We start from the raw sequence: 26,544 nt of genomic DNA, 5'->3' as shown, positions 1-26,544 counted from the left end.
TCTGGTCTGCGCCGATAGCAACCGAACTTTTACGATCATCGTCGTGGCGACACGGCATACACCGGGAACGCGGGCGAAGGACAGCGACCGCAACGACACCTGCCAGATCCTCGACAGTGCCCTCGCGGACGGCCAGCTGTCGATGGAGGAACACCGGACCCGCGTCGCGCTGGCCACCGGAGCCGAGACGCTGGGCGATCTGCAGTCGCTGGTGTCGGATCTGCAGACCAACAACGCCCCGGTGCAACTTCCTGACCTCAAGAGGCGGCCCAAGATCGCCGCGGGCGGCGGCAATTGGAAGTACGGGCTCGCGGTGTCGGTGGTCCTCGTGCTGCTCGGCGTTGCGATCGGCTGGGGGCTGTACGGCAACACCACGTCGCCGCTGAGCTTCACGTCCGACCCGGGCGCCAAATCCGACGGGATTCCCGCGAAGGTCGTGACGCCGCCCAAACAACTGCAGTCCCTCGGCGGGCTGACCGGATTGCTGGAGCAGATGCGCCAGCGGTTCGGCGACACCATGGGCTACAGCCTGGTGGTCTACCCGGAGTACGCCGTCCTCTGGCGGCCCGACCCCACCGACGAGCGCCGCAAGCTGAGCTACACCTACCGCGGCGGCTTCGACGATCCGACCACCTCGGCCAAGGACGAGCGCGACGTCCTGGTAGATCTGTCCGCGTTCGACGTCAAGACCGCTGTCGGCCTGCTGCGGGGCACGGCCGAGACGGTCGGGCTGCAACCCAAGGACGTCAAGGCCGACAACACCTACCTCACCATCGACCCGGCGCGCGATCCGCTGACTCCCGGCGCGCTGGAGTTGCGCGCCAACGTGTCGAGTGATTTCGGCAGCGGCTCGGTCACCTTCGCCGGTGACGGCACCATCAAGCGGGTCGACACGGTCAGCTGACGCTGCAGGAGCCCCTGCCGCGGCCCACTGTTGGCGCCGAATATATCGGCGCGATACTATTGCGCGAGGTGTCGAACCGTCGTAGCGGCCAACCAGGGAGGTGGTTCCATGTTGGAGCTCGCCATCCTTGGCCTTTTGCTCGAATCGCCGATGCACGGCTATGAGCTGCGCAAACGGCTGACAGGTCTGCTGGGTGCCTTTCGGGCGTTCTCCTACGGATCGCTGTACCCGGCGCTGCGCCGCATGCAGGTCGACGGTCTTATCGTCGAGGACGCCGCACCCGAGGGGATCCCGAAAGTGCGTCGGGCGCGGCGCGTGTACCGGCTCACCGATGCCGGTAAGCAGCGCTTCGCCGAACTCGTGGCCGACACCGGTCCACAGAACTATTCCGACGACGGCTTCGGTGTGCACCTCGCGTTTTTCAACCGCACGCCGGCCGAGGCCAGGATGCGCATCCTCGAGGGCCGTCGTCGGCAGGTGGAAGAACGCCGTGAGGGTCTGCGTGAAGCAATTGCGCGGGCCAGCAACTCGCTCGATCGCTATACCCGGCAGCTCCATCAGTTGGGTCTGGAGTCCAGCGAACGTGAAGTCAAGTGGCTCAACGAATTGATAGCGGCGGAACGGACGGCGCAGGGCCGTGCCGAGCAGCCGTAGGCATTACGAGTTAGAGGGAGAAGTCGTCATGACTGAAAACACCGAGGTACGGGTCGCGATTGTCGGTGTGGGCAACTGCGCATCCTCGCTGGTTCAGGGTGTGCAGTATTACCAGGACGCCGACGAGACGGCCACGGTGCCCGGTCTGATGCATGTGCGCTTCGGCCCGTATCACGTCCGCGACGTGAAGTTCGTCGCCGCGTTCGACGTCGACGCCAAGAAGGTCGGTTTCGACCTGTCCGAGGCGATCTTCGCGTCGGAGAACAACACCATCAAGATCGCTGACGTGCCGCCCACCAACGTGATCGTGCAGCGCGGCCCGACGCTCGACGGCATCGGCAAGTACTACGCCGACACCATCGAGGTGTCCGACGTCGACCCGGTCGACGTGGTCAAGGTGCTCAAGGACGCAGGCGTCGACGTGTTGGTGTCCTACCTGCCCGTCGGATCGGAAGAGGCCGACAAGTTCTACGCGCAGTGCGCAATCGACGCGGGCGTGGCGTTCGTCAACGCGCTGCCGGTGTTCATCGCCTCGGATCCGGTGTGGGCCAAGAAGTTCGCCGACGCCGGTGTGCCGATCGTCGGTGACGACATCAAGAGCCAGGTCGGTGCGACCATCACCCACCGCGTGATGGCCAAGCTGTTCGAGGACCGCGGCGTGCAGCTCGACCGCACGATGCAGCTCAACGTCGGCGGCAACATGGACTTCCTCAACATGCTCGAGCGCTCGCGGCTGGAGTCGAAGAAGATCTCCAAGACCCAGGCCGTCACCAGCAACCTGCAGCGTGAGTTCAACACCAAGGACGTGCACATCGGCCCGTCCGATCACGTCGGCTGGCTCGATGACCGCAAGTGGGCCTACGTGCGCCTCGAGGGTCGTGCGTTCGGCGACGTGCCGCTGAACCTGGAGTACAAGCTCGAGGTGTGGGACTCGCCGAACTCGGCAGGCGTGATCATCGACGCGGTGCGCGCGGCGAAGATCGCCAAGGACCGCGGCATCGGCGGCCCCGTCGAGGCGGCGTCGGCCTACCTCATGAAGAGCCCGCCGAAGCAACTGCCGGACGACATCGCCCGCACGCAGCTCGAGACGTTCATCGAGGGTTAGCCTCGACGGCGTGACAAACGCCGACGTTTCCGACGACGAACTGGCCGGCCTCGACGAGTTCGGGCTGCTTCACGAGAACGCCGAGCAGATCGCTGCCGACGCGATCCCGTCGGTGCGGCGCATCGATGTCGGGCAGATCAGCGCGCTGAAGTGGGGCGAGGAGCCACCTGAGGTGGTGTTCCTGCACGGCGGCGGCCAGAACGCCCACACCTGGGACACCGTGATCGTCGGCCTCGGCGTGCCCGCACTGGCCGTCGACCTGCCCGGCCACGGCCGCTCGGCGTGGCGGGAAGACGGCGACTACGGGCCGAAGCTCAACGCCGAAACCCTGCGGCCGGTGTTGCGTGAGCACGCACCCAATCCGCGACTCGTCGTCGGCATGTCGCTGGGCGGGCTGACCGCATTGCGCATCGCCGCCACCGAACCCGCGCTGGTGCCGCAACTCGTACTCGTCGACGTGACGCCGTCGGCACCCGAGCGACACGAGCAGATGACCAAGGCGCAGATGGGCACCGTGGCGCTGGTCCGGGGGGACCGGACGTTCCCCACCTTCGGAGCCATGCTCGACGTGACGGTGGCCGCCGCCCCGAACCGGGACCGGAAATCGTTGCGCCGCGGCGTCTTTCACAACTCCAAACAGCTCGACGACGGCACCTGGACGTGGCGTTACGACTCGTTCCGCAAGGGTGACGGCTTCGAGAACCTCTGGGATGACGTCCCCGCCATCACCATGCCGACAACGCTGGTGCGCGGCGCCAACTCCTACTTCGTCAACGACGACGACGCCGAGGCGTTCGCCAACCGCGCGCCGGGATTTCAGGCCACGCACGTCGTCGCCGACTCCGGACACTCGGTGCAGGGCGACCAACCCGCGGCACTCGTCGAGATCCTGCGCGGCGTGCTGGCCGGCTAGCACTCGCAGGAAAGGCAGGCGGTCGAATAGGCGTCTAGCCTCGTAGCGGTGAGCTTCCCCATTCGCATCGGCGTGCAACTGCAGCCGCAACATTCCCCGTCCTACGACAACATCCGCGACGCAGTTCGGCGTGCCGAGGATCTCGGCGTCGACGTCGCCTACAACTGGGACCACTTCTTCCCGCTGTACGGCGATCCCGACGGCCCGCACTTCGAGTGCTGGACGATGCTTGCCGCGTGGGCCGAGCAGACCTCACGCATCGAGTTCGGCGCGCTGGTGACGTGCAACTCGTACCGCAACCCCGACCTCCTCGCCGATATGGCCCGCACTGTCGACCACATTTCCGGCGGGCGGCTGATCCTCGGCATCGGCTCCGGCTGGTTCCAGCGCGACTATGACGAATACGGCTACGAATTCGGAACCGCGGGCGCCAGACTGAACGATCTCGCTGCGGCGTTACCCCGGATCAAGGCACGCTTCGCCAAGCTCAATCCGCTGGCCACGCGCGACATCCCGATCCTGATCGGCGGGATGGGCGAGAAGAAGACGCTTCGCATGGTCGCCGAATACGCCAGCATCTGGCACGGCTTCGTCGATCGCGAAACTTATCCGCAGAAGGCGCAAATCCTCGCGGAGCACTGCAATGCGGTCGGGCGCGACCCCGCGCACATCGAGCGGTCGGCCGGCTTGGAAGGCGAGGGCGATGAGTTGCTTGTCAACGCCGACGCGCTGATCGAACTGGGCGTCACCCAGTTCACCGTCGGCGTCAACGGACCTGACTACGACCTGACCAAGGCCGAGGCGCTGTGCCGGTGGCGGGACCGTCGCCAAGCGAGTTAAACCGAACGCCGCGGTTCGCCTCCCGGGGCGGCGGCTACGTGAGATGCTCATCGCGCCATGCCCAAGAAGTATGGGGTCAAAGAAAAAGACCTCGTGGTCTCGCATGTCGTCAACCTGGTGCTGACTGGCAAACTGCGCTCGGGGGACCGGGTTGATCGCAACGAGATCGCCACCGAACTAGGACTATCGCGCGTCCCGATCCAGGAAGCGGTGGTCCAGCTCGAACATGACGGCATCCTGTCGACGCAGTATCACCGCGGCGCGTACGTCGAGCGATTCGACGAGTCGGTGGTGCGCGAACACCACGAACTCTATGGCGTGCTCAGTGGTCTCGCGTCGGCCCGCGCCGCCGTCGACGGGCGGCCGCGGATCCTCGACCAGTTGGCTGTGTTGATGGAGGCCATGCGCAGCAGCAAAGACTCGCGCACATTTCAGGAGACGGCATGGCAGTTCCGCAACCTGATCAACGACGAATATGCGGGCCCGCGACTGCAGGCGGCGATCCGCGCGTCGCAGACGTTCATCCCGCGCGGGTTCTGGCTGAGCTACCTCAACAACCACGACGAGATGCTGCCCTTCTTCGAAGCGGAGACCGCCGCCATCCAGCGCAGTGATCCCGACGGGGCGCGGGCGGCGTGCGCAGGACGTTCCGAAGCGATGGGCCGGATCATGCTCAACGAGTTGGTGCGGCGGGGCGTCTTGCGCCCTTCCGGAGCCGCATGGCCGGCGACATCCAGCTCGGGTGCCTCGATTGCGTTCTAACTGAGCGCAACGCGATTCCGTCGGGCGCTCGGCGGCTACCTTGCTCTGATGACCGCCGTGAAGACCTTCGTCGTCGCCTTGGTCGCGCTGTTGATCTGTAGCCTCGGTCTGGCTGCGCCTGCGGCCGCCGATCAGTGCGCGCCACCTGGAGTCCAGAGCGCCAGCCCGCTGCCGACCAATCTCGCGAAGGCCGCGACGGGTCCCGACGCTGACAAGTACACCACCGCGACGGTCGAACCGCTGTCCGCCGTCGACGTGAACGCGCTCGGCCTCGGCGTGCCGGGCACGCTGACCGTCGGCACGCTGTCCGATGCGCCGCCGAGCATCTGCATCAACTCCGCGGGCCAGTTCACCGGCTTCGACAACGAACTGCTGCGCGCGATCGCGGACAAGCTCGGGTTGAAGATCAACTTCGTCGGCACCGAGTTCTCCGGGCTGCTGGCGCAGGTCGCGTCGCGGCGCTTCGACGTCGGCTCGTCGTCGATCACCACCACCGACGCCCGACGCAAGACCGTCGGCTTCACCAACGGCTACGACTTCGGCTACTTCTCGCTGGTGGTGCCGTCCGGTTCGCCGATCACCGGGTTCGACAAGCTGGCGGCCGGCCAACGCATCGGCGTCGTGCAGGGCACCGTGCAGGAGGCGTACGTCATCGACACGCTGCACCTGCAGCCGGTGAAGTTCCCCGACTACAACACCGTCTACGCCAGCCTCAAGACCCGGCAGATCGACGCGTGGGTGGCGCCGTCGCAGCAGGCGTCGGGCACGGTGCAGCCCGGCGATCCGGCGCAGATCATCGAAAACACCTTCAGCTTGGACAATTTCGTCGCGTGGGCGGTCGCTTCGGAGAACAAGCCGTTGATCGACGCGCTGAACTCGGGGCTGGACGCGATCATCGCCGACGGCACCTGGGCGCGGCTGTACTCGGACTGGGTGCCGCGCGCGCTGCCGCCGGGGTGGAAGCCCGGGTCGAAGGCGGCGCCCGCGCCGCAGTTGCCGGACTTCGCCGCGATCGCGGCGCAGAACGAGAAGCCGGCGACGGGCGCGGCCGCGCCGAAGTCGACCCTGTCGCAGCTGAGGGATTCGTTCCTCAACTGGGACCTGTACAAGCAGGCGTTCCCCGATCTGTTGAAGACCGGCTTGCCGAACACACTCATTCTCACCGTGTGCGCGGCGGTGATCGGACTGGTGCTCGGCATGGCGCTGGCCGTCGCGGGGATATCGCGGTCGCGGTGGCTGCGGTGGCCGGCCCGGGTGTACACCGACATCTTCCGAGGGCTGCCGGAAGTGGTGATCATTCTGTTGATCGGGCTCGGAGTCGGGCCGGTGGTGGGCGGGCTGACGGGTAACAACCCGTATCCGCTCGGCATCGCGGCGCTCGGTTTGATGGCCGCGGCGTACGTCGGGGAGATCTTCCGGTCCGGAATCCAGAGTGTGGAGCCCGGCCAGCTGGAGGCCTCGCGCGCGCTGGGCTTCAGCTATCCGTCGTCGATGCGGTTGGTGGTCGTTCCACAAGGAGTGCGCCGCGTCCTTCCTGCGTTGATGAACCAGTTCATCTCGCTGTTGAAGGCCTCGTCACTGGTGTACTTCCTCGGGCTGGTGGCCAATCAGCGGGAGTTGTTCCAAGTCGGCCGAGATCTCAACGCACAGACCGGAAACCTGTCGCCGCTGGTCGCCGCAGGACTGTTCTATCTGTTGTTGACGGTGCCGCTGACGCATCTGGTGAACTTCATCGACACCCGGCTGCGGCGCGGCCGTGAACCAGGGCGCGAAGATCCGCTCGAGTTGTCGACGTCGCAGGAGATGATCTGATGGCTGCTGATCCGGTGTCGTTGGCCGCCAACGATATTCACTTGTCCTTCGGCCCGAACGCGGTGCTGCGCGGTGTCGATCTCGATGTGCCTGCCGGCACCACCACGGCGGTGATCGGGCCGTCGGGGTCGGGGAAGTCGACGCTGCTGCGGACGCTGAACCGGCTGTACGAACCGGACAAGGGCGACATCCTGCTCGACGGACGATCGGTGCTGGCCGACAATCCCGACGAGTTGCGCCAGCGCATCGGGATGGTGTTCCAGCAGTTCAACCTGTTCCCGCACCGCACCGTGTTGGACAACGTGACGCTGGCGCCGCGCAGACTCAAGCGGCTGGGCGCGGAGCAGGCACGTGAGTTGGCTTTGGCGCAGTTGGACCGCGTCGGGCTGCGGAACAAGGCCGATGTGCGGCCGGGCACGCTGTCCGGTGGGCAGCAGCAGCGGGTGGCGATCGCGCGGGCGCTGGCGATGTCGCCGCAGGTGATGTTCTTCGACGAGGCGACGTCGGCGCTGGATCCCGAGTTGGTCAAGGGCATCCTGGCGTTGATCGCGGATCTGGGCGCGGATGGCATGACCATGGTGGTCGTCACGCACGAGATGGGGTTCGCGCGGTCGACGTCGAATGCGGTGGTGTTCATGGATCACGGTCAGGTGGTCGAGTCGGGTCCCCCCGAGCGGATTTTCGAGGCCGCCGAGACCGACCGGTTGCAGCGATTCTTGTCGCAAGTTTTGTGAGGTTAATTGACGCGCATACACATGTGGCAGCCTCCGACAGGTTAGACTGGCGAATTATGGGGGAGACCGATACCCAGGTGGGCGAACTCGCTGGTGAGCTACAGCGCGTGCTTTCCAAAGTGTTCTCGGTGCTGCGGCGGGGCGACACCAGTCGGAACGAGGCCGGGGACCTGACGCTGGCCCAGCTGTCAATTTTGCTGACGTTGCTCGATCAGGGCCCGATCCGGATGACGGAGTTGGCTGCGCATGAACGCGTGCGCACGCCGACCACCACGGTGGCCATCCGCCGGCTGGAGAAGTTGGGCTTGGTGAAGCGCTCGCGCGATCCGTCGGATCTGCGGGCCGTCCTGGTCGACATCACGCCGAAGGGGTTGGCGCAGCATCGCGAGGCGCTGGCCGCCCGGCGCGCCCATCTGGCGACGCTGTTGGCGAAGCTGTCGCCGGAGGACCTCGAGACGCTGACGAAGGCGCTGGTTCCGTTGGAGCGGTTGGCCGAATAGCTCGGGTTGGTTCAGCCCAGCCAGTCGAGCACTGCGGCGGCGGTCCACGACTGCTGCATGCTGCCGAGCGGTTCGCCGGTGAACGGTTCGTAGTACTCCGCGAAGGTGCCGTCGCTGGCCTGTCGCAGGCCTTCGCGTTTGAGCATCAGCGCGCGTTCGGACCATCCGCGCCGCGCGAAGCACCACGAGAACAACCACGTCATCACCGGCCACACCGGGCCACGCCAGTATTCGCGGGGCCGGAAGTCGCGCGAAACCGGTGACGTCGACGGGATCAACGCGTACCGCATGTCCGGATGCCCACAGAACCGCGGCCCTTCCAGCAGGCGCAGCAGGGTGCGCTCCTTGTCGTGCGGCAGTCCGCCGCACAGCAGCGGCGCGAACTGCGCGACCGTCTCGGTGGCCACCCACGCGTCGGCGCGCAAGTCGAAATCCCTTGCGGCGCCAGTGCGTTCGTCGGTGGTCTCGACGACGCCCCTGCGGAACCGCTCTGCCCACGCATACAGGTCCTTGACGTCGGCGTTCGGCCGCTTGTAGTCCTCGCCGATCTCGGCAAGCACCGTGCACGCCACCGACAACACGGCGGACACAAACACGTCCTCGACCGCGAAACTCATCACCTTGGGCAGCAACTCGTCGTCGTAGCGCACCGACTTCATCTCCTCGAGCAGCCACAGATAGCGGTCGTACTCCAGATCCGACGGCCGCTGGCTGGCGTCGGTGACGATGGTGTTGTCCTCGCGCTGATACTCCGGGACGTTGCCTGGAACCACGTTGGCGTACGCGCTGTCCCAGCGGGGCGAGTTGTCCATGCCGGACTCCCAGCCGTGGTACAGCGTCACGCGGCCGTGCGACTTCGGGTCGCGGGCCTCGGCCAGCCAGCGGTGCCAGCGCACGAGGTCGGCCCAGCGGCGATCGAGGAATGACTCGGCGACCGCACGGGTGGACCGGCCACGGGAGCGCGCTTGGTCGAGGATGCGCTGCACGGCGATCGCGTGCACCGGGGGCTGGGTGATGCCCGACGTGTGCCGGGTGCGCGGCGCGTTGGCGGCGAGCGCGGACGTGGCCCAGCGGGCCGGTCCGGGGAAGTAGCCGTCGACGCCGTTGGCGAAGACGATGTGCGGGATCATGCCGTTGCGCCACTGCGCGGACAGCAGCGTGTCCAGTTCGACGACGGCGCGCTCGACGCTCAGCGGCGCGAGCCCGATCGCGACGAACGCGGCGTCCCAACTCCACATGTGCGGGTACAGCAGCGGCGCCGCAGTGGTCATGGTGCCCAGGTCGTTGCCGCGCAGCAGATATGCGGCGCGGGCGGCGAGCTGGGTCGGCGCGAAGCTGTGGTCGGGTGGCATCCGTTCAATAATGCGACGCGTCGCTATGAATCGCAGGTCGGTACGGTTTGGACATGCCGACCGCGATGATCACGGGCGCTAGCGGTGGCCTCGGTGCGGCGATCGCCGAGGCGCTGGCGCCCACACACACGTTGTTTCTGGCAGGCAGGCCGTCGTCGAGGCTCGACGACGTCGCGACCAGGTTCGGTGCCACGACGTGGCCGGTCGATCTGGCCGACGTCGACGAGATCCCGGCCGCCGTCGAGCCGATCGACGAACTGGACGTGCTGATCCACAACGCCGGCGTGGCGTTCCCTGGGCGGGTCGCCGAGTCGAGCATCGACGAGTGGCGGATCACCATGACCGTCAACGTGATTGGCGCGGTGGCGCTGACTTTGGCGCTGTTGCCTGCGCTGCGGGCCGCCAACGGTCACGTGGTGTTCATCAATTCGGGTGCGGGCATCAACGCGTCACCGGGCCTGGCGTCGTACACGGCGAGCAAGTTCGCGCTGCGCGGGTTCGCCGAGTCACTGCGCGGCGACGAGCCGTCGCTGCGGGTGACGTCGGTGCATCCTGGCCGGATCGCGACCGTCATGCAGGAAGGCTTGGTCGCGTATGAGGGCCGCGACTACGACCCGTCGCATTACCTGAGCCCGCAGACGGTCGCGAAGGTGGTCGCGGATGCGGTGAATGCACCGGCCGATGCGCATATTCACGAGGTGATAGTCCGGCCGCGGTGAGCGCGGGCTACCTCACTGCCCTTCCGAGGATGACCTTCGTTGTGATGACGGCGAGTTTGAGCATGCCGACTCCAGTGGACGGGTTGAGCAGCACGGGCCACTTGGTCCTGGTTCGGTGTTCGTCGAGCGGACGCTCGTCGAACCGGTCTCGAAGCCATTGCAGTGCCGCCGGCGCGGACAGCGGATGCAACAACAAGTGCTCGCAGAACCGGTCCCGGTGATAGGTGACTGCCGCGCCGCCATCGTCGTATTTCTGCACCAGCGCGTCGATGTCGTCGACACTGATGATTCCGTCGTGCACGGCCTGCACGACCAGCACAGGCACGTCGGGGATCGACTTACCGAGTTTGGTTTCCTCGAAGATGTGGCGTACCTCGGGCAGATCCCAGAGTTCGTCGGCGGACATGTCCACATAGGAGCCGATGTCCACGCCGCGCAGTCGCCACACCGCCTCGGCGGTCGTCATCGTGTGCAACTCGTCGAGCAGGGCTTTGCCTTCCGCGGTGGCATGCTCGTTGACGACGTGTTGTGCGCCGGGAAAGACGTGGGTCAGCGAGGTGATCATCAGCGCGGCGAGACCGGCGAAGAAGCCGCAGTTGAGGCGCCGCGCCACGCTGCCCGGATCTCCGACCGGTGAACCGAGTGCCGCACCGACAATGTTCAGTTCAGGGGCGTAGTCGCTGCGGAGTTCTGCCGCCCACGCCGAGGCCAGCCCGCCGCCGGAATACCCCCACAGCGCCACCGGCGCGCAGGGTCGAAGACCTAACTGCTCCTGCTGCAGGGCCGCGCGAACGCCGTCGAGGATCCGGTAGCCGGGCTCGCGCGGAGCGCCCCACATGCCGTGACAGCCCTCATGATCGGAGACCGACACCGCCCATCCTTCGGCCAGCGCCGCTGCCACCAACAGGTACTCGGCCTGGGTGAACGCGCCGACAGGGCGCGCACCAAGGCGCATTGCGTGCGAGGGGAAGCACCGGGACGTCACCGCGTCGATGGCGCACTGATAGGACAACAGTGGGTAAGGCCGCGCGGGGTCGGGCTGCGCAGGGATCAACACCGTCGTGACGGCGACCTCCGGTTCGCCGTGCAGGTTGGTCGTGCGGTACAGCAATTGAGTCGCGGTCACCCGCTGCGCGATGACGCCGAGAAACCCGATCCGCACATCGCGCGAGCGCAGGACCGCTCCGGGCTCGGCCTCGGCATAGCCGGGCGGCGGGTCGTAGAACGGGTCGTCATCGGGCGTGGTCGTGTACTCCGCGACGGCGGCAGGGCTGTTCACGCAGAATGCGATACCCGCGGTATCGCATTCTCAACCGTTGAACAGTGGTTGGGGTGCACAATTCGCTATGAGCACCATCAAAGACACCGCCGAACGATTCTTCGAGGCGTGTGAAACCGGAAAGGGTTGGTCGGGGTGTGAGCCCTATTGCCATCCCGATGCGACATTCGAGGCGCAGACCGACGCGCTGGCTGACGTGACGACGCTGCAGGCCTACACCGAGTGGATGAAGGGGCTGATGGCGATCCTTCCCGATGGCAACGCCGAGGTGCGGTCGTTCGCTGTCGACGAGGACCGCAACAACGTCGCCGTGTTCGGCGTGTTCCGCGGCACGCATACCGGCGATGGTGGACCGGTGCCGCCGACAGGTAAGTCCGCTGAAGCCGATTACGTCTACGTGATGGACTTCGACGGCGACAAGATCCGGCACATGACGAAGATCTGGAACGACGGCATCACGATGCGCCAACTCGGCTGGACGTAGCGGGAAGGCCGCCGGGTCGCGCCGCCTACACGACGATGTTGACCAGCCGCCCGGCCACGACGATCACCTTCTTCGGCGTCGCGCCGTTGATGAACGCCTGCACCTTCTCGTCGGCCAGCGCCGCCGCCTCCAGCGCGTCGGCGTCGGCATCCGCAGGCACCGTCACACGCCCCCGCACCTTCCCGTTGACCTGCACCGGGTACTCGACGGTGTCCTCGACGAGGTACTGCGGATCGGCAACCGGGAACGGCCCGTGCGCTAACGACGTGTGGTGCCCCAACCGCTTCCACAACTCCTCCGCGAGATGCGGAGCCAGCGGGGCGACCATCAACACCAGCGGCTCCAACGCCGCCCGCGACCGCACCTCGTTCTTGGTCAGGTAGTTGGTGTACTCGATCAGCTTGGCCGCCGCGGTGTTGTTGCGCAGCGCCGCGTAATCCTCCGACACCCCTGCGATCGCGCGGTGCAACTGCCGCAGCGTCTCGTCGTCCAGCGCCTCATGCTCGGCGACCCGCACCGCGCCGGACTGCTCGTCCACCACCAGCCGCCACACCCGCTGCAGAAACCGGTATGCCCCAACGACATCCTTCGTCGCCCACGGCCGCGACGCCTCCAGCGGGCCCATCGACATCTCGTAGACCCGCAACGTGTCCGCCCCGTAGCTGTCGCAAATCTCGTCGGGCGACACCGAGTTCTTCAGGCTCTTGCCGATCTTGCCGAACTCCTGGTTCACCTCGATCTCGCCGTCGGGGCCCGGCCAGTAGAACTTGCCGTCACGCTCGACGACTTCCGCCGCAGGCACGTACGTGCCCCGCGCATCGGTATACGCGAACGCCTGGATGTAGCCCTGGTTCACCAACCGTCGGAACGGCTCCTTCGACGACACATGGCCGAGGTCGTAGAGCACCTTGTGCCAGAACCGCGAATACAGCAGATGCAGCACGGCATGCTCGACACCGCCGACATACAGGTCGACGCCGCCCGGGTCCTTCGCGCCATGCTCGGCAGGCCGCGGCCCCATCCAGTACGCCTCGTTTTCCTTGGCGCACATCTCTTCTGAGTTGTTCGGGTCGGTATAGCGCAGCTCATACCAGGAACTGGCCGCCCACTGCGGCATCACGTTGGTGTCACGGGTGTACGGCTTGAGCCCTTCACCGAGATCCAACTCGACGTGCACCCAGTCGGTCGCCTTGTTCAGCGGCGGCGACGGTTCACTGTCCGCGTCGTCGGGGTCGAACAGTACCGGCGAGTAATCCGGCACATCCGGCAGTTCGACCGGCAGCGCCGACTCCGGCAGCGCGTGCGCGCGACCCTCAGCGTCGTAAACGATCGGAAACGGCTCACCCCAGTACCGCTGCCTCGCGAACAACCAGTCACGCAGCTTGTACTCGATCCGCGGCTGGGCCCGTCCCTCGGCCGACAGGCGTTCGGTGATGGCCTCTTTCGCCGACGCGACCGACAACCCGTTGAGATATTCCGAGTTGACCAGCTCGCCGTCGCCGTTGTACGCCGCCTGCGAGATATCGCCGCCGGCAACGACTTCGACGATCGGCAGGCCGAACTCGGTGGCGAACTCCCAGTCGCGCTGGTCGTGCCCTGGCACCGCCATGATCGCCCCGGTGCCGTATCCGATCAGCACGTAGTCAGCGATGAATACCGGAATCCGTTGGCCGTTGGCCGGATTCGTCGCGTAACTGCCGACGAACACACCCGTCTTGGTCTTGTTCTCCTGGCGTTCCAGGTCGGACTTCGCGGCGATGGCGGTCCGATACGCGGCCACCGCCTCCGCGGGCGTCGCCGCGCCGAACGTCCACCGCTCGTCGACACCCGCAGGCCATTCGGCCGCCGTCAGCTTGTCCACCAGATCGTGCTCCGGCGCGAGCACCATGTACGTCGCACCGAACAGCGTGTCGGGTCGGGTGGTGAACACCTCGATGTCACCCGCCTCGGTCGCGAACAGCACCGACGCTCCTGTCGAGCGGCCAATCCAGTTGCGCTGCATGGTCTTGACCTTCTCCGGCCAGTCCAGCAGGTCGAGGTCATCGAGCAGGCGATCGGCGTAGGCGGTGATGCGCATCATCCACTGCCGCAGCCTCTTGCGGAACACCGGGAAATTGCCGCGCTCGCTGCGCCCGTCGGAGGTGACCTCCTCATTGGCCAGCACGGTGCCCAACCCCGGGCACCAGTTGACCATCGAGTCGGCCAGGTACACCAGCCGATACGAGTCGATCACGTCGGCACGCTCATCGGCCGACAACTCTGACCAGACCCGGCCGCCGTCCAGAGTCCTTGCCCCGGAATCGAATTCGGCCACCAGTTCCGAGATCGGCCGCGCCTTGTTGGCCGCCTGGTCGAACCACGCGTTGTAGATCTGCAGGAAGATCCACTGCGTCCACTTGTAGTACTCGACGTCGGTGGTGGAGAAGCTGCGACGGGTGTCGTGCCCGAAGCCGAGCCTGCCGAGCTGGCGCCGGAAGTTGACGATGTTCGCTTCGGTGCGGATCCGCGGGTGCGTGCCGGTCTGGATGGCGTACTGCTCGGCGGGCAGGCCGAACGCATCGAAGCCCAGAGCGTGCAAGACGTTGCGCCCCGTCATCCGGTAGTAGCGGGCGTAGACGTCGGTGGCGATGTATCCGAGCGGGTGCCCGACGTGCAGGCCCTCGCCCGACGGGTACGGGAACATGTCCTGGACGAACATCTTGTCGGCGGGCACCGGCGACCCGTCCTTCGGCGCCAGGGAACCCACCGGGTTGGGTACTTCGAAAGTCCCGAGCGCGTGCCACCGCTCTTGCCAGGCGTGCTCGATCTGCCCGGCCAGCTCCGCGGTATAGCGGTGCTGCGGGGTGTCGACCTCGGGCTCTGTCACGTGAACAGGGTATAAGCCGCCGGCGGCGGCCTCGCGGGCCACGGGTTGGTCTCGGTTCCATTGCGGAGCGGTCAGAGGTTGATCCCAGGTCGGTCCCGGCTCTGGTGGCTAACGCTCGGCGCGGGATACGGTCGGCGCCTGACTGGGATATGACGCACCCCGAAGCACTTGGAAGGACCGCCGTCGATGAACGAGATCGCCCGCCGCTGGCGGCTTCTGGCAGGTGGCACGGCAGCCGGTTTAGCTGCTGTCGTCGGCTTCGCCGGAACTACCGCATCAGCAGAGCCGGTGTTCCCGCAACCGCCGTTGCCGATGCCCGCGACCGTCACCCAGACGGTCACCGTGGCGCCCAACGCCGCGACGCCCCAGATGCTCGGCCAGCCCGCTGTGGCGCCCGCCACAGCGGCACAGGTGGCGGCGGTGCCGGGCGGCATCGAGATTCCGGCCGTGCCCGCCCCGCCGCCCGTGACGATCACACCTGCCGCGTCGGGCACCCTCGCCGAGTACTTCAAGTCGAAGAACGTCGCGATGGAACCGCAGAACAGCCGCGACTTCAAGGCGCTCAACATCGTGCTGCCGATGCCGAAGGGCTGGTCGCAGGTCCCCGACCCGAATGTGCCCGACGCGTTCGCGGTGATCGCCGACCGCGTCGGCGGCAACGGGCTGTATTCGACCAACGCGCAGGTCAAGGTCTACAAGCTGGTCGGTGACTTCGACCCGAAGGAGGCCATCAGCCACGGCTTCGTCGACAGCCAGGTCCTGCCGGCGTGGCGGGCCACCGACGGTTCGCTCGCCGACTTCGGCGGATTCCCCTCATCTGTCATCGAAGGCACCTACCGCGAGAACTCGATGACGCTGAACACCTCGCGACGCAACGTCATCGCCACCGTGGGCCCCGACAAGTACCTCGTGTCGCTCGCCGTGACGACAAGCGTCGACCAGGTCGTCGCGGCGGCGGACGCCACCGACGCGATCGTGAACGGTTTCAAGGTGAGCCTCCCCGGGCCACCGACCCCGGCACCACCGCAAGCCCCCGTGCCGGGCCTGCCCCAGTTATCGGCGCTTTCGCAGCCGACGGGGCAAACGGGATAGTCGTCGTCCCCCGGGCGAAGCCTGGCGCCCGGGGGACGGCCTCATTCGGCAGACTGCCCGCCGGGCTCGTATTGTGTGGCGCATGCTCATCGCCGCGGTGCTCTGTTTGTGCGCCGCCGTCGCGACCGCCGGGCTCGGCGTCTGGCTGCTGACCCGCCCTCGCTCCGGTGACTACGTGCGTCAGGTGCTGCGCGGCGTCGCGCCGATCCAACTGGCGGCCGCGGTGATGCTCGCCGCAGGCGGTGCGGTCGCGCTGTCAGCCAAACCACAGACCGGGTTGGTGGTGATCATCGTCTGCGTCATCGGTGCGATCAGCACCGTGGCGGCCGGCTGCTGGCAGAGCGCCAAGGTGGTTGCTGCTGGACAGGCCGCCGCGCCGGACTGCGCAGGCTCCTGCGCGAGTTGCACGCTGTCCTGCAAGTGAATTCAGTTGCGGCTGACGTCGATCGGGTGGCTGGCCAGCAGCGACAACGGCAACGGCTGACGGCGCAGCACCCGCGACCACAGATCCACCCTCGGTTCGACCAGCACGTCAGATGGCAACGCCGACAGCACAATCCAGTCGTCGCGCTCGATCTCGCCCTCGAGTTGACCGATCGTCCAGCCTGAGTAGCCCGCGAAGATCCGCACCCCTTCGACCACCGGAGCGATCGCGTCGGGATCCGCGTCGAGGTCGACCATCACCATCCGGCCCTGCACATGCCGCAGCCCCGGCGTCCCATTGGCTTCCATGCCGACCCGCAGCGTCGCCAGGCACAGCGCCGCGTCGCGCTTCACCGGCCCGCCGATGAACATGGTCTTCGGCTTGGCGGCGAGCTTGGCCCATTGCGGCAGCACGTTGTACACCGCGGTTTCACTGGGCCGGTTCAGCACGACTCCGAGGGTGCCGCCGTCGTTGTGCTCGACGATGTAGATGACGCTGCGGCGGAACGTCGGTTCGAGCAGATCCGTGTTGGCCAACAGCAAGGTTCCCGCACGCACCCGCTGCGCCGCAGGAGCGACGAAGTCCTCGGGATCTTCTGAGTGCGCCACATCACCATCATGGCACCGGCAACGGGTCGTCGTGGGAACAAGCGCGGCCCGCCGGGATATTTGTACTGTGGGTCGGGTTGCCGATCCGCAACACCGCTCAACCAGGACGTGATTTTTCTTGGCCGACACCCGCCCTCCGATCGCGCTGTGGCGATCGGTGCGAACGCTGCCCGAGTTCTGGCGGCTGCTCGAACTGCGGGCCGTCAGCCAAGCCGGTGACGGTCTGTTCCAGGCGGGCCTGGCGGGCGGGCTGCTGTTCAATCCCGAACGGGCCGCGAGCCCGTGGGAGATCGCCGCCGCGTTCGCCGTTCTATACCTGCCGTACTCGCTGCTCGGCCCGTTCGCAGGCGCGCTGCTGGACCGCTGGGACCGCCGCGTGGTGCTGATCGCCGCGAATCTCGGCAGGCTGCTGCTCGTCGTCGGGGTCGGTGCGCTGCTGGCCGCGGGCGCCGGCGATTACGCGATTCTGTTCGGCGCGTTGATCGTCAACGGTTTCACCCGCTTCGTGTCGTCCGGGTTGTCCGCGGCGCTGCCCGACGTGGTGCCCCGCGAACAGGTGATCACGATGAACGCGGTGGCCACCGCCACCGGTGGCGTGGCCGCGTTCGGCGGCGCACTGTTCATGCTGGTGCCGCGCTGGCTGTTCGGCGCCGACGACACCGGCGCCGCCACAATCATTTTCATCGTCGCCGCGCCCGTCGCCGTGGCGTTGCTGCTGTCGGTGCGGTTCCCGCCGCACATCCTCGGACCGCACGAGAGCAAGCGGTCGATCCACGGGTCGGTGCTCTACGCGGTGGCCACCGGTTGGCTGCACGGCGCCCGCACGGTGCTCGCGGTGCCGACCGTGACGGCGACGCTGTCCGGGTTGGCCGCCCACCGGATGGCGATCGGCATCAACACGCTGCTGGTGCTGGTGATGGTGCGGCAGACCAACCTCGGCGGCGTGGCGGGGCTGGGCACCGCGGCGACGTTCTTCGCGGCCACCGCTGTCGGATCCTTTTTGGCGACCGCACTGACGCCGAGCCTGGTGCAACGCTTCGGCCGCTACGCCGCGCCGAACGGCGCGCTGGCCTTCGCCGCGATCGTCCAATTGTGCGGCGCAGGCTTACAACTTCCTGTGATGGTGCTGTGCGGTTTCCTGCTCGGCGCCGCCGGGCAGGTCGTGAAACTGTGCGCCGATTCCGCCATGCAGATCGACGTCGACGACGCGTTGCGCGGGCACGTGTTCACCGTGCAGGACTCGCTGTTCTGGATGTCGTTCATCGCCGCGATCGCGTTGGCGGCGAGCGTCATTCCGCCCGACGGCCGCCAGCCCGCGCTGGTGCTCGCCGGCGTGGCGGTGTACCTCGCAGGTCTGGCCGCGCATGCCGGCATTGCCCGGCGCGGCGCGACACCGGGTTAAGGTGAGCCGCATGGCGACAGCGGGGCCGATGGTGGCCGACCTTCGTGCGGAGAGCAACGAGCTGGACGCCTTGGTGGCCGACCTGCCCGCCGAGCGGTGGGCCGACGCCACACCGGCAGCCGGATGGACCATCGCACACCAGATCGCGCATCTGCTGTGGACCGATCGCGTCGCGCTGACCGCGGTCACCGACGAGGCGGGCTTCGCCGACGTGCTGGACGAGGCGGCCAAGGATCCGACGGGCTTCGTCGATGCGGGCGCCGAGGAACTCGCCGCACTGCCGCCCGACCGACTGCTCGCCGACTGGCGCCAGACCCGGGCCCGGCTGCATGACGAACTGTTGGGTGTCGCGGATGGCCGCAAGCTGCCGTGGTTCGGCCCGCCGATGAGCGCCCCGTCGATGGCCACCGCCCGGTTGATGGAGACCTGGGCACACGGCCTCGACGTCGCCGACGCGCTCGGGGTCAAGCGGCCAGCCACCGCGCGGCTACGATCCATCGCCCACATCGGCGTGCGCACACGCGACTTCGCGTTCTCGATCAACGGGCTGACCCCGCCGGCGGACCCGTTTCGCATCGAGCTTCGGGCGCCCGACGGTTCGACGTGGGAGTGGGGTCCCGAGGATGCCGCGCAACGCGTGACCGGTTCGGCCGAGGACTTCTGCATGTTGGTGACGCAGCGGCGGGCCCGGGCAGAGCTCGACGTGCAGTCCGTCGGCGCCGACGCCGAGACGTGGCTGGGCATCGCGCAGGCGTTCGCCGGTCCGCCCGGGCCGGGACGCTGACGGCGCCGAATTTGCGCGCAGGGCTGTGAATTTCACCTTTCAACGACCCTGAGCGCAATTTGTGTCAGGTGCCCACTACCCGCCAGCGACCTGTCGCACCATTGACCTGACGCTTCTCGGAGCGGGGGAACACATGGATTTCTACGCGGTGCTCGACGAGACGGTGGCACTGCTGCGGAGCCGGGGCCGGGTGTCCTACCGCGCCCTCAAGGAACACTTCGGCGTCGACGACGAGCGAGTCGACGCGCTGCGCAGCGAGTTGCTCTATGCCTACCCGGACGAAGTCCGCGCGGACGAACACGGGCTGGGGTGGACCGTCGGACGCCGCGGAGAGCGTCGACAGCTGACTGTGTGCTTCTGCGACCTGGTCGGGTCGACGACGCTGGCCGGCCGGTTCGATCCAGAGGACTGGCGCGAGATCATCGCCGCCTACTACGACACCTGCGGCAAGGTGATCGCCCGCTTCGAGGGACACATCGCCCAGTACCTCGGCGACGGCCTGTTGATCTACTTCGGCTATCCCCGCGCCCACGAAGACGACGCTCAGCGCGCGGTCAGGGCGGGCCTGGGCATCATCGACGCGGTGGGCAGGCTCAACGCCGTGCTGTCGGAGAAACGCGGCGTTTCGCTCGCCGTTCGGTTGGGCTGCCACACCGGGCTGGTGGTGGTCGGCGACGAAGTGGGCGGCACCGGCCACGACGACATGGTGCTCGGCGACACCCCGAACATCGCGGCCCGTCTGCAGGCCCTCGCCGAGCCGAACACGTTGGTGATCGGCGGCTTGACGCACCAACTGCTCGGCGGCGTGTTCGCGTGCGAGCCGCTGGGTGCCCCGCGGCTCAAGGGGGTCGACACCCCGGTCGAGGCCTACCGGGTGATGTACGAGAGCACCGCACGAACCCGCTTGGATGCGCTCGCGGATACGGGCCTGACACCGCTGATCGGGCGGCAGTCCGAACTGCAGCTACTCGAAAAGGCTTGGCAGGAAGTCAGAACCGGTCAGGGCCAGGTCGTGTTGGTGACCGGCGAGGCCGGCATCGGCAAATCCCGGTTGGTGAAGGCGCTGACCGAGCACGCCGCCCGCGAGCAGGCGTGGTTCACGCACCTGCAGTGTTCCCCGTACTACCAGCACACCGCGTTCTACCCGGTGATCGACCTGTTGGAGCGGATCGTCCTGCGTTTCGGGCGCGACGAGACACCCACGCAGAAACAGCGCAAGTTGGAGGGCTTGCTCGTCGAAAGCGGCCTGCCGTTGGCCGAGACTGTGCCGCTGTTCTCCTCGCTGCTGTCGATTCCACTTGGCGCTGAATATGTTTCGCTGGAGATGTCTGGAGAACAGCTCAAGCAGCAGACGATGCGGGCGTTGCTGACCATCCCCTTGCGCAGGGCTGAGAAGCAGCCGGTGATGCTCATCGTCGAAGACCTGCACTGGATCGACCCGTCGACGCTGGAGTACTTGCGCATGCTCGCCGACGAAATCCGCGCGGCACCGATCCTGGCCCTTTTCACCACCCGCCCTGATTTCGAGTCACCGTGGACCGAGCACCCCGACGTCGCCGTGATGGAGCTGCGCCGCCTGCCTGGCGACGCCGCCGCTGAGTTGAGTCGACAAGTAGCGCAAGGTAAGTCACTTCCCCTGCAGGTGCAGGCAGAAGTGGTGGCGAAGACCGACGGCGTTCCGCTGTTCATCGAGGAGCTCACCAAGATGCTGCTCGAATCGGGGCTGCTCGAGGAGCGCCGCGATCACTACGTGTTGACCGGACTGCTGCCGCCACTGGCCATTCCCAGCACGCTGCAAGACTCGCTGATGGCGCGGCTCGACCGGCTGGCGCCGGTCAAAGGGTTGGCGCAACTGTGCGCGACGCTGGGGCGAGAATTCAATTACTCACTGCTACAAGCAGTTTCGCCGTGGGACCACCGGGACTTGCGGCACGGCCTCGAGCAGTTGGTCACCTCGGAGTTTCTGCACCAGGACGGCATACCTCCCGAGGCGGCCTATCGTTTCAAGCACGCGCTGATTCAGGACGCGGCGTACCAGTCGCTGCTCAAGAGCACGCGGCAGCAACACCATCAACGCATCGCCAACACACTGGAGTCGGCGTTTCCCGAGACGGTCGAGTCTCAACCCGAGCTGTTGGCCCACCATTACACCGAGGCCGGCCTTGCCGCACAGGCGATCGTGTACTGGCAGATTGCCGGCCGACGAGCACTGCAACGCTCCGCCAACCGCGAAGCCGCGAGTCATGCGGCCCGCGGCTTGGAGTTGCTCAGCACCCTGCCTGAAACGCCCGATCTCGCCAAGCACGAACTGTCCCTGCAACTCACGCTGGGAGGCGCGTCCGGCTTTGTGACTGGTCCGCAATCGGTCGAGCACGTCTTCGCGCGAGCCTGCGAACTGGCGCGAGAGGTCGGCAGCGCACTGGAACTCTTTCCGGCGCTTTCCGGCCTGGCGCACTCCAAGATGGTGCTCGGACACATGCACGAAGCGCGGGCCCTTTCAGAGGAATTCCTGCAGCTGGCCCAGCGACACGACGATCCGCTCATCCTCGCTGTCGGACACTCGATGCTCGCCTACACCGCGTGGTGGCAGGGTGACCTCGTCAACGTGCGCGACCACAGCGGTCAGTCCTTGGCGTTGTACAACCCGCAGCAGCACAGCACCGGTTTCCTGCCCTACGACCAGGACCACGGCATCGTCTCGGGATATCTCGCCGCGCTCAGCAAGTGGATGCTGGGCTACCCGATTCAGGCGATCCAGGCGATGGAAGCCACGCTCGCGCACGCCCGTGAACTGCACAATCCGAACAGCGTCGGAATCTCGCTTCTCTTCCTCGCCCAACTGCATCAGCTTCGTCGCGAGCCCGAACCGGCGACGGCGCGCGCGCAGGAGGCTCTGGCGCTGGCAGCGGAGCACGGCCTTCCCGCGCTGGAACTGTGGTGTCTTCTACCGCGGGGCTGGGCCGCCGCTTATCGCGGCGACTTCGGTGCGGGGATCGCTGACATCCGTGAGTCGATGCATCGCCGAGCGTCGATAGGCATGGGAGCGGTGTGGCCCTGGTATTTCGCGCTGCTGGCCGAGACGCAATGCTGGGCGGGGCAGATCGACGACGGGCTGACCTCGGTGGAAGAGGGGCTCGGGTGGGTGGAGCGCAATGACGAGCGCCTCTACGAAGCCGAGATACACCGGATCAAAGGCGAGCTACTACTCAGGCACCGGGCCCACGCCCACGCTGAGAGCTGTTTCGAGAAGGCGCTGGCCGTTGCGCGCGGCCAGCATGCCAAATTTTGGGAACTGCGTGCCGCGATGGGACTGGCCCGGTTGTGGCGGCAGGTCGGCCGGCGAGAGGACGCGCACGCGCTGCTGACGCCGATTCATGCGTGGTTCACCGAAGGCTTCGACACCGCAGACCTTTGCGACGTAAAGCATTTCGTCGATGAGCTCGATTCGCATAGCCGTCATGACGCACCATTGAACTAACGCTTCGTTTCGAGCGAGGCACGCCGGGGGGCACGTCGTGGACTTTTACGCGGTGTTCGATGAGATGGTCGAACTTCTGCGCAGCCGTGGCCGCGTGTCTTACCGCGCTTTGAAGGAGCACTTCGGCCTCGACGACGCGCGACTGGACGCGCTGCGGACCGAATTGCTGTTCGCCCACCCCGGCGTCACCGAGGAGGGGCAGGGGCTGGTCTGGACCGCCGAACATCACGGCGAACGGCGCCAGCTGACCATGTTTTTCTGCGACCTCGTCGGATCGACGTCGTTGGCCAGTCAGTTCGATCCTGAGGAATGGCGCGAGATCGTCACGTCCTACTACGACGCATGCGCGAAGGTGATCGCCCGCTTCGACGGCCACATCGCTCAGTACCTCGGTGACGGCCTACTCGTCTACTTCGGTTATCCCCATGCCCACGAAGACGACGCGCAGCGCGCTGTCCGCGCCGGTCTCGGCATCATCGACGCCGTCGGGCAGCTCAACCCCGCCCTTTCCGAAAAGTACGGGGTGTCACTCGCGGTGCGGATCGGCTGCCACACCGGACTGGTCGTCGTCGGCGAAGAAGTCGGCGGGACCGGTCAGGAGGACATGGTCGTCGGCGACACACCGAACATCGCGGCCAGACTCGAGGCGGTCGCCGAACCGAACACACTGGTGATCGGGACCACCACGCACCAGATACTCGGTGGACTGTTCGCATACGAGTCCCTGGGCACGCCACCGCTCAAAGGGATTTCCGCCCCGCTTCAGGTGTATCGGGTGCTCTACGAAAGCACAGCGCGAACCCGACTGGAGGCGCTCGCCACCACCGGGCTCACCCCGCTGGTGGGCCGGGACGCCGAGGTTGCGCTGGTCGAGCAGATCTGGGGTCAGGTGGTCGACGGCCACGGCCAGGTGGTCGTGATCACCGGTGAGGCGGGCATCGGCAAGTCGCGGTTGGTCAAGGAACTGACGGACTACGCGTCGTCCCGACAAGCTTGGTTCACGCATATGCAGTGCTCGCCGTACTACCAACACACCGCGTTCTATCCCGTGATCGATCTGATGGAGCGGATCGTGTTGCGCTTCGGACGCGATGACTCGCCGGCACAGAAGCTGACCAAGCTGGAGGGCTTCCTGGTCGAAAGCGGCTTCTCGCTGCCGGAGACGGTTCCGCTGTTCTGCTCCCTGCTCTCGATTCCGCTCGGCGCCGACTATGTGTCACCAGACCTACCCGCAGATCAACAGAAGCTGGAAACCCTGCGCGCCCTGACGGCGATTCCGCTCCGCAGGGCACAGAAACAGCCGGTGATGCTGATCGTCGAAGATCTGCACTGGATCGATCCGACGACCCTGGATTACTTGTCCATGGTGGTCGATGCGATCGTCGCCGCGCCGATCATGGCGGTGTTCACCTGCCGTCCCGACTTCTCACCGCCGTGGCGTGACGCCCCCAACGTCAGTGTGGTCGATCTCAACCGCCTGCCCAGCGACGCCTCGGTCGAATTGGCTCACCAGGTGGCGCGAGGGAAATCGCTACCGCCGCAGGTCGTCTCGGAGGTGGTCGCCAAGACCGACGGGGTGCCGTTGTTCATCGAGGAACTCACAAAGATGCTGTTGGAGTCGGGCATGCTCGAAGAACGCGTGGGCCGCTACGCACTGATGGGTCCGCTCCCGCCACTGGCGATCCCGAACACCCTGCAGGACTCGTTGATGGCTCGCCTCGACCGGCTGGCGCCGGTCAAAGGATTGGCGCAACTGGGCGCGGTCCTCGGCCGCGAGTTCAGTTATCAACTGCTGCAGGCGGTTTCGCCACTGGACGACGATGCCCTGCGTGATGGTCTCGAGCGACTGGTCGCGGCCGAGTTCTTCTACCAACACGGTGAGCCGCCTGAGGCGACCTACCGCTTCAAGCACGCGCTCGTGCAGGAGTCCGCTTATCAGTCGCTGTTGAAGAGCGCCCGCCAACAGCATCATCATCGCGTCGCCGACGTGCTGGCATCTCGCTTCCCCGCGACGGTTCAGACGCGGCCCGAACTGCTGGCGCACCATTACACGGAAGCCGGGTTGACGGAACAAGCCATTCCCTACTGGCAGATCGCAGCACAGCGCGCACTGCAACGGTATGCGAACCACGAGGCGGCCAGCCATGCGAGCCGCGGACTGGAATTGCTTGCCGCGCTTCCTGATACACCGCAACACGCCCAACTGGAACTGTCTCTTCAGCTAGTCCTGGCCCCGGCTGTGAGTTTCATTCGCGGACCCCAGGCCGTCGAGGACATTCACGCCAAGGCGCTCGAGTTGGCGCGCCGTGGGGGCAGCACTCCTGAACTATTCCCGGCGTTGGCCGGTTTCGGGTACGGGCAGATGGTGCACGGTAAGCTGCGCGAGGCCAGGGCCTTGGCCGAGGAATTCCTCGAGTTGGCACAGCCGCAAGGCGATCCGCTGGTACTCGCCGTCGGACACCGGATGCTGGCCTATACCGCATGGTGGCAAGGCGATTTCGCGGACGCCCTCGAGCACAGCCGTGCGGGTTTGGCGCTCTACCATCCCGACCAGCACCGTATCTGCCTGATGCGCTACAGCCAGGATTCCGGAGTCGTCTGTGGATATGTCAGCGCGCTCGCGCACTGGGCCCTTGGCTACCCGGCCCTGGCGGTGCAGACCATGGAACGGACGATCGCGCACGCCCGAGCGCTCGCCCATCCGTACAGCATTGCGATAACACTTCTGTTCGCCGCTCAGCTTTCGCAACTGCGGCGCGACACCGTGAGCGCACGCACTCAGGCCGAGGAGGCGCTCGCGATATCCGCCGAACATGGTCTGGACGCGGTGTGGTTGTGGTGCCTTCTCCCCCGTGGGTGGGCGACCGCACAAGAGGGTGACGTGCCCTCGGGGATCGCGGACATCCGCGAAGCGATGTCACGACGCAGGGCGGCCAATATCGGCGCGGTGTGGCCATGGTTCTATGCGCTGTTGGCCGATGCACATCTTCAACTCGAACAGTTCGACGAGGGACTGGCGGCTGCAGAGGAGGCGCTTGGCTGGGCGCGGCGCAATTCCGAACATCTCTATGAGGCCGAGGCGCATCGGGTCAAAGGCGAGCTGTTGTTCGGTAGCACACACGATCCCGCACAAGCCGAACCGTGCTTCCGTCACGCCTTGACCGCCGCACGGGAGCGGCGGGCGAAGTCCTTCGAGCTGCGCGCGGCGATCAGCCTCGCCCGGCTGTGGTTGCAGCAGAACCGAATCGACGATGCTCGCGCGCTGCTGGCGCCCGTCTACGACTGGTTCACCGAGGGCTTCGACACCGCCGATTTGATCGATGCGAAGGCGCTTCTCGATCAGCTATAGCTGGCTGGCCGCGTCGGCCCTGCCGTCGCCGTCGGAATCGGCGAGCTTGACGTCCCAGTTGCCGTCACCATCGGTGTCCACATATGCCACGTCGCCGGAGAGGGCGCGATCCGCCAACCCGTCGCCGTCGATATCCGACAGCCGGTCGTCGAGTTGTCCGTCACCGTCGACATCGACCATGGGTCCGCCTGTGTGCTCGATGCCGTCGAGGCCGAACCACCGCAATTGGCCGGCCCTGTCGACGCTGACCGCCCAGGTGCCGGTGCCGTCGTCGGTGAAGAACGCGGCCTGCGCGTCGTGGTCGCGGACCATGTGTTCGGCCAGCCCGTCGCCGTCCAGGTCGGCCATCGCGTCGTCGATCACGCCGTCGCCGTCGAAATCCAGCCCGACCGCGTCCAGCGCGCCATCGCCGTCGATATCGACATTCGGGTCGGCAGTCCACATGGTCGCCGAGCCGTCCGGATCGCCAAGGCAGTACTCCAC

Annotated in this window: 22 protein-coding genes; 17 read left to right on the top strand and 5 right to left on the bottom strand. The window is 66.6% G+C overall.

The genetic code is table 11. The features are described 5' to 3' along the window. Positions 1 to 43: 43 nt before the first annotated feature. The 9 genes from C1A30_RS24925 (at position 44) to C1A30_RS24885 (ending at position 8,224) form a co-directional block, all read left to right on the top strand. A complete protein-coding gene (locus C1A30_RS24925) occupies positions 44 to 904 on the top strand; it encodes a DUF1707 domain-containing protein (protein WP_101951002.1) in 861 nt (286 codons plus the stop codon). A gap of 108 nt (positions 905 to 1,012) precedes the next feature. Continuing rightward, positions 1,013 to 1,558 (top strand): PadR family transcriptional regulator, encoded by a 546-nt coding sequence (locus C1A30_RS24920; RefSeq protein WP_101951001.1) that lies wholly within the window; start codon positions 1,013 to 1,015, stop codon positions 1,556 to 1,558. A gap of 28 nt (positions 1,559 to 1,586) precedes the next feature. Next, positions 1,587 to 2,663, top strand: coding sequence for an inositol-3-phosphate synthase (locus C1A30_RS24915; protein WP_101951000.1), 1,077 nt, complete (start codon positions 1,587 to 1,589; stop codon positions 2,661 to 2,663). Positions 2,664 to 2,673: 10 nt separating this feature from the next. Next, positions 2,674 to 3,576, top strand: a complete 903-nt coding sequence (locus C1A30_RS24910) for an alpha/beta fold hydrolase (protein ID WP_101950999.1) — start codon at positions 2,674 to 2,676, stop codon at positions 3,574 to 3,576. A 48-nt stretch (positions 3,577 to 3,624) separates the two neighbouring features. Continuing rightward, positions 3,625 to 4,416 carry an LLM class F420-dependent oxidoreductase gene (locus C1A30_RS24905; RefSeq protein WP_101950998.1) on the top strand — a complete coding sequence of 264 codons (792 nt, stop codon included), beginning with the start codon at positions 3,625 to 3,627 and terminating at the stop codon, positions 4,414 to 4,416. A gap of 57 nt (positions 4,417 to 4,473) precedes the next feature. Then, positions 4,474 to 5,178 (top strand): GntR family transcriptional regulator, encoded by a 705-nt coding sequence (locus tag C1A30_RS24900; protein WP_101950997.1) that lies wholly within the window; start codon positions 4,474 to 4,476, stop codon positions 5,176 to 5,178. A 48-nt stretch (positions 5,179 to 5,226) separates the two neighbouring features. After that, positions 5,227 to 6,990 (top strand): ABC transporter substrate-binding protein/permease, encoded by a 1,764-nt coding sequence (locus C1A30_RS24895; protein ID WP_101950996.1) that lies wholly within the window; start codon positions 5,227 to 5,229, stop codon positions 6,988 to 6,990. Continuing rightward, positions 6,990 to 7,724 carry an amino acid ABC transporter ATP-binding protein gene (locus tag C1A30_RS24890; RefSeq protein ID WP_200828420.1) on the top strand — a complete coding sequence of 245 codons (735 nt, stop codon included), beginning with the start codon at positions 6,990 to 6,992 and terminating at the stop codon, positions 7,722 to 7,724. The genes C1A30_RS24895 and C1A30_RS24890 overlap by 1 nt, the downstream gene beginning before the upstream one ends. A 56-nt stretch (positions 7,725 to 7,780) precedes the next feature. Then, positions 7,781 to 8,224 carry a MarR family winged helix-turn-helix transcriptional regulator gene (locus tag C1A30_RS24885; RefSeq protein ID WP_101950994.1) on the top strand — a complete coding sequence of 148 codons (444 nt, stop codon included), beginning with the start codon at positions 7,781 to 7,783 and terminating at the stop codon, positions 8,222 to 8,224. Between the two features lie 11 nt (positions 8,225 to 8,235). Here C1A30_RS24885 and C1A30_RS24880 read toward each other — a convergent pair whose 3' ends face one another. Next, positions 8,236 to 9,576 (bottom strand): amylo-alpha-1,6-glucosidase, encoded by a 1,341-nt coding sequence (locus C1A30_RS24880; RefSeq protein ID WP_101950993.1) that lies wholly within the window; start codon positions 9,574 to 9,576, stop codon positions 8,236 to 8,238. Positions 9,577 to 9,629: 53 nt separating this feature from the next. Between C1A30_RS24880 and C1A30_RS24875 the strand changes: the two genes are divergently transcribed. Next, positions 9,630 to 10,295 carry an SDR family oxidoreductase gene (locus tag C1A30_RS24875; RefSeq protein WP_101950992.1) on the top strand — a complete coding sequence of 222 codons (666 nt, stop codon included), beginning with the start codon at positions 9,630 to 9,632 and terminating at the stop codon, positions 10,293 to 10,295. 7 nt (positions 10,296 to 10,302) lie between these two features. Here the strand turns inward: C1A30_RS24875 and C1A30_RS24870 are convergent, their stop codons facing one another. After that, a complete protein-coding gene (locus C1A30_RS24870) occupies positions 10,303 to 11,574 on the bottom strand; it encodes a lipase family protein (protein ID WP_235010178.1) in 1,272 nt (423 codons plus the stop codon). Between the two features lie 67 nt (positions 11,575 to 11,641). Between C1A30_RS24870 and C1A30_RS24865 the strand changes: the two genes are divergently transcribed. Next, entirely contained in the window at positions 11,642 to 12,058 is a 417-nt protein-coding gene (locus tag C1A30_RS24865; RefSeq protein ID WP_101950990.1) for an ester cyclase, read from the top strand. A 25-nt stretch (positions 12,059 to 12,083) separates the two neighbouring features. Here C1A30_RS24865 and leuS read toward each other — a convergent pair whose 3' ends face one another. Continuing rightward, positions 12,084 to 14,924, bottom strand: coding sequence for a leucine--tRNA ligase (gene leuS / locus C1A30_RS24860; protein ID WP_101952862.1), 2,841 nt, complete (start codon positions 14,922 to 14,924; stop codon positions 12,084 to 12,086). Between the two features lie 186 nt (positions 14,925 to 15,110). Here leuS and C1A30_RS24855 point away from each other — a divergent pair, with 186 nt between their 5' ends. Both C1A30_RS24855 and C1A30_RS24850 read left to right on the top strand, forming a co-directional pair. Next, a complete protein-coding gene (locus C1A30_RS24855; protein ID WP_101950989.1) occupies positions 15,111 to 16,016 on the top strand; it encodes an LpqN/LpqT family lipoprotein in 906 nt (301 codons plus the stop codon). 82 nt (positions 16,017 to 16,098) lie between these two features. Next, a complete protein-coding gene (locus C1A30_RS24850; RefSeq protein WP_067798037.1) occupies positions 16,099 to 16,440 on the top strand; it encodes a hypothetical protein in 342 nt (113 codons plus the stop codon). A 2-nt stretch (positions 16,441 to 16,442) separates the two neighbouring features. Here C1A30_RS24850 and C1A30_RS24845 read toward each other — a convergent pair whose 3' ends face one another. Further along, the gene (locus tag C1A30_RS24845) at positions 16,443 to 17,048 is read right to left on the bottom strand and encodes a YqgE/AlgH family protein (RefSeq protein WP_101950988.1); all 606 of its coding nucleotides are present in this window, start codon (positions 17,046 to 17,048) and stop codon (positions 16,443 to 16,445) included. Between the two features lie 118 nt (positions 17,049 to 17,166). Between C1A30_RS24845 and C1A30_RS24840 the strand changes: the two genes are divergently transcribed. The 4 genes from C1A30_RS24840 (at position 17,167) to C1A30_RS24825 (ending at position 26,061) form a co-directional block, all read left to right on the top strand. After that, positions 17,167 to 18,450 carry an MFS transporter gene (locus tag C1A30_RS24840; RefSeq protein WP_101950987.1) on the top strand — a complete coding sequence of 428 codons (1,284 nt, stop codon included), beginning with the start codon at positions 17,167 to 17,169 and terminating at the stop codon, positions 18,448 to 18,450. Positions 18,451 to 18,460: 10 nt separating this feature from the next. Further along, the gene (locus C1A30_RS24835) at positions 18,461 to 19,234 is read left to right on the top strand and encodes a TIGR03084 family metal-binding protein (protein WP_101952861.1); all 774 of its coding nucleotides are present in this window, start codon (positions 18,461 to 18,463) and stop codon (positions 19,232 to 19,234) included. Between the two features lie 133 nt (positions 19,235 to 19,367). Next, positions 19,368 to 22,712 (top strand): AAA family ATPase, encoded by a 3,345-nt coding sequence (locus tag C1A30_RS24830; RefSeq protein ID WP_101950986.1) that lies wholly within the window; start codon positions 19,368 to 19,370, stop codon positions 22,710 to 22,712. A 37-nt stretch (positions 22,713 to 22,749) separates the two neighbouring features. Then, positions 22,750 to 26,061, top strand: coding sequence for an adenylate/guanylate cyclase domain-containing protein (locus C1A30_RS24825; protein ID WP_101950985.1), 3,312 nt, complete (start codon positions 22,750 to 22,752; stop codon positions 26,059 to 26,061). Here C1A30_RS24825 and C1A30_RS24820 read toward each other — a convergent pair. Continuing rightward, complete coding sequence (locus C1A30_RS24820; RefSeq protein WP_101950984.1) at positions 26,056 to 26,544, bottom strand: pullulanase; 489 nt, start codon at positions 26,542 to 26,544, stop codon at positions 26,056 to 26,058. The two genes, C1A30_RS24825 and C1A30_RS24820, sit on opposite strands and share 6 nt — an antisense overlap.

It is taken from the genome of Mycobacterium sp. 3519A, assembly GCF_900240945.1.
Lineage (GTDB): Bacteria > Actinomycetota > Actinomycetes > Mycobacteriales > Mycobacteriaceae > Mycobacterium.
This window is presented reverse-complemented; position numbering and strand designations above follow the sequence as displayed.

Excerpts from the sequence above, each read along its gene's own strand:
- C1A30_RS24915 (WP_101951000.1), top strand. The coding sequence starts at position 1,587 with ATGACTGAAAACACCGAGGTACGGGTCGCGATTGTCGGTGTGGGCAAC.
- C1A30_RS24895 (WP_101950996.1), top strand. The coding sequence starts at position 5,227 with ATGACCGCCGTGAAGACCTTCGTCGTCGCCTTGGTCGCGCTGTTGATC.
- C1A30_RS24850 (WP_067798037.1), top strand. The coding sequence starts at position 16,099 with ATGCTCATCGCCGCGGTGCTCTGTTTGTGCGCCGCCGTCGCGACCGCC.
- C1A30_RS24890 (WP_200828420.1), top strand. The coding sequence starts at position 6,990 with ATGGCTGCTGATCCGGTGTCGTTGGCCGCCAACGATATTCACTTGTCC.
- C1A30_RS24900 (WP_101950997.1), top strand. The coding sequence starts at position 4,474 with ATGCCCAAGAAGTATGGGGTCAAAGAAAAAGACCTCGTGGTCTCGCAT.
- C1A30_RS24830 (WP_101950986.1), top strand. The coding sequence starts at position 19,368 with ATGGATTTCTACGCGGTGCTCGACGAGACGGTGGCACTGCTGCGGAGC.
- C1A30_RS24875 (WP_101950992.1), top strand. The coding sequence starts at position 9,630 with ATGCCGACCGCGATGATCACGGGCGCTAGCGGTGGCCTCGGTGCGGCG.
- C1A30_RS24885 (WP_101950994.1), top strand. The coding sequence starts at position 7,781 with ATGGGGGAGACCGATACCCAGGTGGGCGAACTCGCTGGTGAGCTACAG.
- C1A30_RS24835 (WP_101952861.1), top strand. The coding sequence starts at position 18,461 with ATGGCGACAGCGGGGCCGATGGTGGCCGACCTTCGTGCGGAGAGCAAC.
- C1A30_RS24855 (WP_101950989.1), top strand. The coding sequence starts at position 15,111 with ATGAACGAGATCGCCCGCCGCTGGCGGCTTCTGGCAGGTGGCACGGCA.
- C1A30_RS24880 (WP_101950993.1), bottom strand. The coding sequence starts at position 9,576 with ATGCCACCCGACCACAGCTTCGCGCCGACCCAGCTCGCCGCCCGCGCC.
- C1A30_RS24920 (WP_101951001.1), top strand. The coding sequence starts at position 1,013 with ATGTTGGAGCTCGCCATCCTTGGCCTTTTGCTCGAATCGCCGATGCAC.
- C1A30_RS24865 (WP_101950990.1), top strand. The coding sequence starts at position 11,642 with ATGAGCACCATCAAAGACACCGCCGAACGATTCTTCGAGGCGTGTGAA.